Source organism: Acinetobacter pollinis (assembly GCF_015627175.1).
GTDB classification, from domain to species: domain Bacteria; phylum Pseudomonadota; class Gammaproteobacteria; order Pseudomonadales; family Moraxellaceae; genus Acinetobacter; species Acinetobacter pollinis.
Genome location: NZ_VTDQ01000045.1, coordinates 1 through 8810, shown reverse-complemented (window position 1 = coordinate 8810; position 8810 = coordinate 1). Strand labels below are relative to the sequence as shown.

At 33.3% G+C, this 8810-nt stretch carries 6 protein-coding genes; 2 read left to right on the top strand and 4 right to left on the bottom strand.

Annotated elements, in window-relative coordinates; genetic code table 11:
* Nucleotides 1–5 precede the first annotated feature (5 nt).
* The 4 genes from I2F23_RS12145 to I2F23_RS12130 form a co-directional block, all read right to left on the bottom strand.
* Nucleotides 6–1976: a relaxase/mobilization nuclease domain-containing protein gene (locus I2F23_RS12145; RefSeq protein ID WP_195772858.1), complete on the bottom strand. Its 1971-nt coding sequence runs from the start codon at nt 1974–1976 to the stop codon at nt 6–8.
* A 1-nt stretch (nt 1977) separates the two neighbouring features.
* Nucleotides 1978–2454, bottom strand: coding sequence for a plasmid mobilization relaxosome protein MobC (mobC, locus tag I2F23_RS12140; protein WP_195772857.1), 477 nt, complete (start codon nt 2452–2454; stop codon nt 1978–1980).
* A gap of 212 nt (nt 2455–2666) precedes the next feature.
* Nucleotides 2667–3569, bottom strand: coding sequence for a replication initiation protein (locus I2F23_RS12135; protein WP_195772856.1), 903 nt, complete (start codon nt 3567–3569; stop codon nt 2667–2669).
* 647 nt (nt 3570–4216) lie between these two features.
* Nucleotides 4217–5215, bottom strand: coding sequence for a pectate lyase family protein (locus I2F23_RS12130; protein ID WP_228285415.1), 999 nt, complete (start codon nt 5213–5215; stop codon nt 4217–4219).
* Between the two features lie 141 nt (nt 5216–5356).
* On the opposite strand from I2F23_RS12130, the gene I2F23_RS12125 reads away from it, so the two are divergent.
* On the top strand, nt 5357–6556 hold the full coding sequence (locus I2F23_RS12125) for a glycoside hydrolase family 28 protein (RefSeq protein WP_195772855.1): 1200 nt from the start codon (nt 5357–5359) through the stop codon (nt 6554–6556).
* 259 nt (nt 6557–6815) lie between these two features.
* Nucleotides 6816–7943 (top strand): glycoside hydrolase family 28 protein, encoded by a 1128-nt coding sequence (locus I2F23_RS12120; protein ID WP_213014727.1) that lies wholly within the window; start codon nt 6816–6818, stop codon nt 7941–7943.
* The last annotated feature ends 867 nt before the right edge of the window (nt 7944–8810 follow it).

Sequence of the window (8810 nt, the reverse complement as noted above, 5' to 3'; positions counted from 1 at the left end):
TAATATCAAAAAAGACTAGAAAAATAATCATATCCTCGATTATTTTTACGTTCCTGCTCTCGTTGTAATTCTTTCCTCTTATCTAACTGATCTAAAGCCTTAAAGATATTTGTTGAATTAAATCCACTAACTTTTGTTGATAACGCTCTAGTGAGGCTATTTTCTCGGTCATTTCTTCTGTGATTGGCTTTAGCTGAAATTCTATTTCGTTCTCCACTGTCATTGGCAAAATATTCGGAACGAGATGTTCTATTGATGCTTTGACTTTGTTCTCGATCTGCAAGTTCTCGACTAAATTGGTTAAACGTAGCTGTAGTTGTTGCTGTAAGTCCTCTTGTATTTTCTGTGAAAAATTCTCTGAGATAGTTTGTTCTGATAGCTGCCGCACGATCTGCCGATATCTCTCTACGATCTGCACTGCTTCGCTGTGTCTCTCTTTCAAAGTGCTCGTGTAGTTTTGTAGCTCTTTGATAGTCGCTGATTGCACTTGAATGAGCTGTAATGCTTTCTCTTGCTCGTTCTGCTGTTCTTTTAACTGATTCTGCTGTTCTTCGATGATCTTCAATAATTGTGCTTCGAGATTCATTTAATTGACCTCTTTGACGATCATTAATGGCTGTTTCGTGTCTGTCGTCTCGTAAGGGCTGTTGGTGTATTCTGGGTCTACTTGAACGCATAGCTTCCCACCGCATTTCGTTGTGATCATGCTCCCACCTTGCGATTTCAGATAGTTCACTTTGTTCTGCATTTCCTCGATGTCGTTGTATTTGCTTTTGCTGATGTAGATTAGACTGATACTCAAGATAGTAAAAATAAGAGCTACTGAAATTAAAATGATGTTCGATGTAAAAAGGTTTTTCCTGAGTTTTGATGTTTCCGCAATCTCTTGGCTCATGTTGTTGAGTTGAGCTGATTGGGTTTTTAAATGGTTGAGTTGCTCTGCTTGTTCGTTCAATAGTGTGGCTGTTTCTTGGGTCTGTTGCTGTAGGACTTGGACTAAATTCTTGCTCTCTGATTGGAATAAAACGAGGTTCTTTTGGGCTTGCACTAAGAGGTTGGTAGCGTTCTCTGTTGTATGTTGAGCGTCTGTTTGAAAGTGTTGTAAGCTTTGCTTTGCACTGTTCAGCAAGTGCGCTGTGTTCTCTTGAAATTTCTCTATGTTCTCTTGATGCGTTTGCATCATTTGCTTTTCTTGTTCGATTCTTGATGTAAGATTCGACACTAAATTTTGACTCATAAAATGCACCTTTTAGGCGTACTGATTTATCTGCACCATCTAATTTTAGGGAAATAAAATTATTACCCTGCCGAGTAACCTCCCCAAGCTCTGAAATAGCGTTTAAAACATCAGTTCTATTCCTAACAAAACCATGTTCTATACGTTGCTCTATATAGCTTCCAATAGCTTCACGAATATCATTAGCAGACTTCCCCTTTAAACCTGCTTTTAGTGCTGATTTATCTTGATAATGAAGGTAGTCAGGGGCTTGTGTGTCACGTTGTAAACTTGGGTCATCAGGGCGAGACCAACCTTTTGAATAGTTAAAATAATCCCTTAGAGGGTCAAAATATTTTTCATGTCCGGGAGGAGCAATATTGAGGGCTTTTCCTGTATCTAGTTCAATTCGAGGTACTAAGAAATGTACATGCTTTGAGCCATCATCTTCTTGATGTAAAACTGCTGTGAAGTGATATTGATCAGGCTGTAGCCCTGAAAAAGCATGTTTTTCAAAGTGGTCTAATACTTCGTTAATTTCTTGGTTGGTTGGTGCATCATCTTTAGACCAAGCAATGACACCACTTGTATACTTCCACTCATTCTTTATAGATTCAGCTAGGGCAGTAAATACCCGTGGATCTCCACTTAACACCTGAACGTCAGCTCTAGGACGGTTGAGATGATCAACTTCATCAACTAAATAGCTCGCAGCCTTTGCAGGGTCTCCCTTTCCATGCTTCAAAAACTTAATATACATATTATGTTTCCCTTTTCTTTAAAGCTCTTTCTCTTGCACGATTCACAGCTTCAGGACTACGTTCAATTTTGGGAAGCTCACCAAGCCAATGATGTAAATCTTTTTGCATTTGACTGAGTACATGGAAGCATTCAAGAAATGAAAAGTTAGGAACGCTATTCATATCTTGTCTAAGAATATTTAATGATTTGGCAAGTTGGTTTAAGTTATTACCAATTCGACCAATTTGGAAAAGTAGTGCTGGGTCTGCTTTCGGTGGCTGTTTAATTGGTTGACGCTTTTTCTTTTGTTCACTAAATATTTCTATTGGCTCGGCTGATACAGTCGAAAATTCAGACTTTATTTTTTGACTGATTAATGTATTTACCATCTCACTAAAATTGAGATCGTGATCATTCAAATATTTTTCTAGTTGTTCCGCTTCTAATTTAGTTAAACGTAGACGTTTAACTTCTGTTTTTAATTCTTTCTTTGCCATAACATTTTACTAAATTAGGTTCTCAATGATTGGGGTCTTAGGGGGAATCCCCTAACAAGCCCCCGTGACATAAAATATAAAATTGCGAAGCAGTTTTAATATTTTGTGGCTACAGGGTAGGCTTGCTTAATTAAAAAAAGTTAACATTAGATAAAATAATTTTCAATAGATAACGAAGAAGAAAAGCCAAACAGCTGTTATCTGATTTAGGCTTATTTGGTGCAATTATTTTTTGATTTTTTATAATAGTAACTACGCCTTGATATGCCCTGTTTTTCCCAGGGTTTTAAGGTACGTTCAGACTCTTCTTTACGGCCCCGTTTTGATTTTTGACCACCTATGCGACCTTTACGGCTTTGTCGATCAATAAACTCCTGATAGAAATAAGCATCATTCTTCCAACAATAGCGTGCAATAGATTTAGCTGTCGCTTTGATCTCTGAATACGGTAATGGGGTACTAAAACTACGATTAACTCGATCACAGTGTTCTATAACGTCATTTAACCAATCGTTAAAGGTACTACCTCGCTTCGCTCTAATTGCTTTATAGGCCCATTTACGCACACTTTCAAAAAGAGTGCAGTTACGACCTAAGCCGAATACTTCTTGTTGCTTCTTAGGTTTACTCGTCAGATCAACAAAGTCTGCCAAATAATCAAGTTCGTATTTTTCTTTTGTCCACATTTTAACGCGCCAATGGTTATGGCAAGGATTTTTCGTTAGAAGCTGGGCATAGCCCATATCTGCTCCTAATTTCTGCGCTAGACCTACTTGGATAGCCGATAAATAACGTACGATTTTTTGTCGAGATGCATTGGTTGTTAAAACAGGAGTTTTTAGTTCATAAACAATATGAGCATGCCCATTTTCAGGGTTTTGGGCTGTCCAACTTGGAGGTGGTAGATTTGCGTCATACCATGACATTACAGCTTGAGGGTCATCAACATCAAAGATAAGGTAAACAATTTGATGTGGAGGATTACATTGGATATAACGCTTGGTTACTGCATGTTCTTTTGAATTAATAAACGTACAGCCTAAATCGTTGGTACAGTAAGGCTTATAGGGTAAATTTTTAAAAAATTGAGCCTTAAAATTTAGATTAATGTTCATTTTGCAAGCTCACTGGCTTGCGATACTCAACATTATTGATATAATAAGTTTGCATGCTAGCGTTCCAAAGCTGATTAGCATGTACATCTGAAGCCCATGCTCTCGCCAAAGAATTCGGGCTTTTTTTGTGCCTGCAAATCGCTGATTAACAAAAAAATTCAATCACCTAATTTACCTTTCTTTCAACAAAGATGCAAATATTTCCATTTTTCATCATCATTTTATTTCTTTGAGTTCAACAAAAAAGCGGAGTTTGTGGGGGCAAAAAAAATTAAATGGCACTTGGTCAGTGAGATTGTAAGGATAAAAAAAGATGACGAGTAATTTTTAAGTCCCTCCGACATAAGAAAAATAAAAAAGAGACGCACACTATGTGCGTTTTTTATATACAAAAGATGGCTTAATTGCACAATCATTAATGAGCATATATTGATGCGATAGTAGTTAATACAATCTGATTTTGGGTTAAAAATATAATAAAGTAAGTTTTGAAATGCATTCTGTAACAATCTTTGTTGAAAAGAAGACTTTAATATTTTTTAAATCTTTTCAAAGAAACTTAGGTTGTTATATGTATGATACATATTCTAAAAATTAGATTTATGGTATTCAATTTAATGGGCAAGTAATCCCTGCCCATAAGTTTTTTAATACGGATAAACAAATTTGCCTGAAGAAGCCTGAGCACCTGAATAATTCATATCCCAGTTCTTGGCGAAACTAGCAGTCTGTGTTCTATAAGAGTAAGGGACTTTCCATGATGCTGGTCTAGAATAGCTACTTATACTGCTAGGATAGCTATTAACATCTGTAAAAGAGGTATTTTCCTTTTTATCATCAACAATCCCTTTTTCATAGCCAGATTCAAAATAGTTTGCTTCAGAAAGAAGCCTTGCATTTTGTGCTAACGTATAACCAAGATGATAATTCGAAATATAGTTATTATATGAATGGTAGTAACCATATCTCATAAGACCCGGCGATCTAACATCAATATTATTATAATAATTATTTGATAAAGTCATACGTGGATATCCATTATACTTTGAATTATATCCTTCCATAGAGTAACCAAAGATCGAACCATATTTGTGATTTGCAAATAATGAATGACTAATCGTGATGTAATCTGCTGACTCACCTACATAAATAAGCTTATCTAAACTACCATCATTTACACTCCATTTATGTCCAACAAATGAGCAATGGTCAATCCAATATTTATTTCCAGAAGCAATATAAAGCTGTATATCTCCATTACCACGAATTTTAGGATCATGCTTAAAAACTAAGTTTTGAAAAATAACATTCGAGCTATTTGCAGAAGAAACTAAATAAATATTATTCAAAACATTTAAGTTATTAAATGAACCAACGATGGTTTTATTACTTCCAAAAACCAAGATCTGTTTAGAATTACTACCTATTTGGCCTTCAATTACAATAGTTTTTGCTTCACTACCAAGTAATTCATTTTTTAAGGTTGAGATGTCTTTTACAATAACAACTTTTCCACCTGAACCACCAGTGACATGGGCTTGTTGCGCAAACCCAGTTAACTTATTCAAATTTGTTACAGGATAATTAGCTGCACTACAAATCGTTGTGATCAGAGTACATGCAAACGTAGCAAAGACTTTATTCAAAATAATTCACTCTAATTTATAAAAGTGTGAAATATATCAAAAAATAAATAATTATATATTCTTTTAATGTAATATTAACAACCTAGGTATTTAATACCTTTATGTGACTTGATTCACAATATTTTTTTAAATGGGATACTTATGAAATTTTCTTTCCTTTTGCCTCTTTCTATATTTTCTTCACTTTTACCCACTCTTTCTTCGGCTGCAGATACACGACATGTAGTCGAGCCAAACTATCCTGCGACTTGTTCAGTTATATACGCAAGAAATAATTTAATTACAGCCGATATTCAAAGTGCTTTAAATAAATGTGGTCCAGGTAAAGCTGTACAGCTTTCTAGTAATGGGTCTATGAATACATTCCTTTCGGGTGCATTAAATATGCCATCTGGGGTAAGCTTATTAATAGATAAAGGTGTTACTTTAAAGGCGATTAATAATGCATCAGCATTTGATAATGGTAAAAAAACATGTGGAACAATTAATGGTGATGGTAAAGGGTGTAATGCATTAATTACATTCAACAACTCTAATAATGCTGGTATTTATGGTGAAGGTACCATTGATGGACAGGGTAGTGCTGTACTTAATGATAAAATGACCAGTTGGTGGGATTTAGCTCAAAAGGCAAAGGCTGGTGGCAATCAGAATGCGCCTCGTTTGATTCAGATTAATAATAGCCAGAATATTACACTCTATAAAATCACATTAAAGAACTCACCAAACTTTCATGTTGTGTTCTACAAAAGTAATGGCCTAACTGTTTGGGATACGACAATCAATACACCTGCAAATGCAAGAAATACAGATGGTATTGATCCTATTTCTTCAAGAAATGTCACTGTTGCATACAGCAATATTAGTACTGGCGATGACAATATTGCGATTAAAGCCAATCCGAATAGTGGTTCTTCTAGAGACATGAGCTTCATACAAAACAATTTTGGATCAGGTCATGGTTTATCCATAGGTAGTGAAACAATTGATGGAGTTTATAATATAGACGTTAATGGTTTGATAATGAGTGGAACAGACAATGGGTTAAGAATTAAAAGTGATAAGTCTGCTTCGGGAGAAGTAGCAGCTGTAAACTATAATCATGTCACTATGTCTAATGTTAAAAATGCGATTATGATGGATACGATTTATGAAAATAAATCAGGTTCTACAAAAGCAAATTGGCATGATATTACTTATAACGATATTACGGTAAAAGGAAACTCTACTATTATTTTCAATGGCACAAATGCCGCTAAACCACTGCAGGCGACCATGATAGATATGCATCTTCCTACGAACATTACTTGGAAAGTAATTAATGCAAATATTAAGAAGTAGATTTTCTAATAATTATTAGAAATTTTGTTCAATAGTTATAAATAAAAAAAGGAGCAAATAGACGGTATTTGCTCCTATAAAACAAAGTACAAAAATATACATAAATAAAATATAAAATATATTAACATAAAATGAGACTTATTTCACATTTTACACTAATATTAAGGTTGTTATGACTTTTTCTTTCTCTCAGTTTTCTTTTCTCTTGCCTATTTCAATTTTATCGTCTTTTTTACCAACTCTCACTTCCGCTGCAGATATGCGCAATGTAGTAGAGCCTGAATATCCAGAAACTTGTTCAGTTGTATACGCAAGAAATAATCTAATTACAGCTGATATTCAACGCGCTTTAGATAAGTGTAGTCCGGGTAAAGCTGTACAGCTTTCTAGTAATGGATCTATGAATATATTTCTTTCAGGTGCATTAAATATGCCATCTGGGGTAAGTTTATTAATAGATAAAGGTGTTACTTTAAAGGCAATTAATAATGCATCAGCATTTGATAATGGTAAAAAAACATGTGGAACAATTAATAAAGATGGTAAAGGGTGTAATGCATTAATTACATTCAACAACTCTAATAATGCTGGAATTTATGGTGAAGGTATTATTGATGGGCAAGGCGGTGAAGTACTTAATGATAAAATGACAAGTTGGTGGGATTTAGCTCAGAAAGCAAAACGTAGTGGCAAGCAAAATGCGCCTCGTTTGATTCAGATTAATAATAGTCAGAATATTACACTCTATAAAATCACATTAAAAAACTCACCAAACTTTCATGTTGTGTTCTACAAAAGTAATGGCCTAACTGTTTGGGATACGACAATCAATACACCTGCAAATGCCAGAAATACAGATGGTATTGATCCTATTTCTTCAAGAAATGTCACTGTTGCATACAGCAATATTAGTACTGGCGATGACAATGTTGCAATTAAAGCCAATCCTAATAGTGGTCCCTCTAGAGATATGAGCTTCATACAAAACAATTTTGGATCAGGTCATGGTTTATCCATAGGTAGTGAAACAATTGATGGAATTTATAATATTTTTGTCAATGGCTTAACAATGAACGGAACAACAAATGGCCTACGGATTAAAAGTGATAAGTCTGCTTCGGGAGAAGTAGCATCTGTAAACTATAACCATGTCACTATGTCTAATGTTAAAAATGCGATTATGATGGATACGGTTTATGAAAATAAATCAGGTTCTACAAAAGCAAATTGGCATGATATTACTTATAACGATATTACGGTAAAAGGAAACTCTACTATTATTTTCAATGGCACAAATGCCGCTAAACCACTGCAAGCGACCATGATAGATATGCATCTTCCTACGAATATTAATTGGAAAATCATTAATGCAGATGTTAAAAAATAAACACTAGTAATAATAAAATTGAAGTATTTATTACCTTAATAAATACTTCTAATCAATATATAATTCAATAAAAATAAATAATTAAGTATGTGTTATATATAATCATTTTTATTTTAAAAATCAATATTTAAACTCTATAAATCACCTATATTATATTTATCTATTAAATATTTTAGTTTGGTATCATCAAGATATTTATGTAAAATAAATATCTTGAGGGCTTTCCTATGGGGGTTAGATATTTATCTAACGGAATAGTCTTCTAAGTCCAGTAAGTATTGGGAGATACTTACTGGACTTTTTATTTAAAAAAATCTTTACAATATAAGAACTTATATTTACAAAATATAATTTTAAAAATAAATATTATAATTTATTATAAATACTTAAATTAGTAGAAATACTAGTTTTTTATAAGAGCTAACTATCCCCAAGTTGCTCTTTTTTTTATTACTCTTATTAAATAAAAATGCTCATTCAATTATTATTTGAATGAGCATAAAATAGAATCAGAGAGTGAGATAATTCTAATATTAATTATGTATAAAATTACTAAAGTTAAATATAGGATTTTAGTTAAATTAGTGTAATTTAATATATTTTGAATGTATCAAAAATAGTTAAAAAATTACTTTGTAGCTTTTCACTTACATATATTTCATTAAAAATCTAATATGATTTATCTGCCTTAAATAAGAATTAAATTAAATAATAAAAACTATAGAGGGTGGGCACCAAACAAATCCCTATGATTTTAAACTATAGGGATTTGTTGAATTTGAATATATCTAATAAAATATTAATTCTGATTTACGTTAAATAAACGCGTAAATCTTTTTAGCAGGTATCATGTGCCTGCTTTTTTTT

Excerpts from the sequence above, each read along its gene's own strand:
- I2F23_RS12145 (WP_195772858.1), bottom strand. The coding sequence starts at position 1,976 with ATGTATATTAAGTTTTTGAAGCATGGAAAGGGAGACCCTGCAAAGGCT.
- mobC (WP_195772857.1), bottom strand. The coding sequence starts at position 2,454 with ATGGCAAAGAAAGAATTAAAAACAGAAGTTAAACGTCTACGTTTAACT.
- I2F23_RS12135 (WP_195772856.1), bottom strand. The coding sequence starts at position 3,569 with ATGAACATTAATCTAAATTTTAAGGCTCAATTTTTTAAAAATTTACCC.
- I2F23_RS12125 (WP_195772855.1), top strand. The coding sequence starts at position 5,357 with ATGAAATTTTCTTTCCTTTTGCCTCTTTCTATATTTTCTTCACTTTTA.
- I2F23_RS12120 (WP_213014727.1), top strand. The coding sequence starts at position 6,816 with ATGCGCAATGTAGTAGAGCCTGAATATCCAGAAACTTGTTCAGTTGTA.